Source organism: Mesorhizobium sp. M7A.F.Ca.CA.002.05.1.1 (assembly GCF_003998335.1).
In the GTDB taxonomy this organism is placed as follows: domain Bacteria; phylum Pseudomonadota; class Alphaproteobacteria; order Rhizobiales; family Rhizobiaceae; genus Mesorhizobium.
The window spans coordinates 1-899 of record NZ_RZQI01001422.1; the positions used below are offsets into that span (position 1 = coordinate 1).

The 899-nt window shown below is 64.0% G+C and carries 1 protein-coding gene; it reads left to right on the forward strand.

What is annotated here, in order from left to right; genetic code table 11:
• The coding region (locus EN939_RS36050; protein WP_164751598.1) for a TPM domain-containing protein at nucleotides 1-845 on the forward strand (845 nt) is incomplete at its 5' end.
• Nucleotides 846-899: the final 54 nt, after the last annotated feature.

Here is an 899-nt window from a genome sequence, read left to right on the forward strand (position 1 = left end):
GGAGATGCCCGGCAGGGCAGAGGGGGGCGCCCCGGAACGCAAGCCTAGGGTTCCTTTTCGCTCTTCTAAGCCTCTTCTTCCTTCCCTTCACCGCCCTCGCCGCCGATCTTCCGGCGCTCACCGGCCGTGTCGTCGACAATGCCGGCATCATCGATGCCGCGACCAAGGCGGCGCTGACGCGGAAGCTTGCCGATTTCGAGACAAAAGGCTCCGACCAGATCGTCGTGGCGACGATTCCCAGCCTCGAGGGCGAGGAGATCGAGCCTTACGCCAACCGCCTGTTCCGCTTCTGGAAACTTGGGCAGGCGAAGGAAAACAACGGCGTGCTGCTGCTGGTTGCCCCGAACGACCGCAAGATGCGCATTGAGGTCGGTTATGGGCTGGAAGGTACGCTGACCGACCTGCACACCAAGCTGATCATCGAAAACGACATGGTGCCGGCTTTCCGCGCCGGGGACTTCTCCGGCGGTATCAGCAAAGCCGTAGACGACATGATCATGGTGCTGGAAGGAAATCCGGAGGAGCTGGAGGCGCGCGGCGAGCGCAACCAGGAAGCGCCCTTCGAGTCCGGCGACCTGTTCTTCACCGTGTTCATCGGCATCTGGATAACCATTATGGTCGGCAGTCTTGCTGTCTCCATCTTGCCGCCGATCTTCGGCCAGAAGCTCGGTCCCGGCCGCTACCGCTGGCTCGGCATGACCTTCGAGCCGCACCGGCGCTCCTCTCGTGGTGGCTGGTCGTCGGGAAGTTCCAGCGGCGGATGGTCTTCGGGGTCAAGCAGCGGCGGCGGTTTTTCCGGCGGTGGCGGTTCGTCCGGCGGCGGCGGCTCGTCGGGAAGCTGGTGATGGCATGACGATACCCAGCATCAGCCTGTCGAAACGCGACCGCCTCGCCTCGGC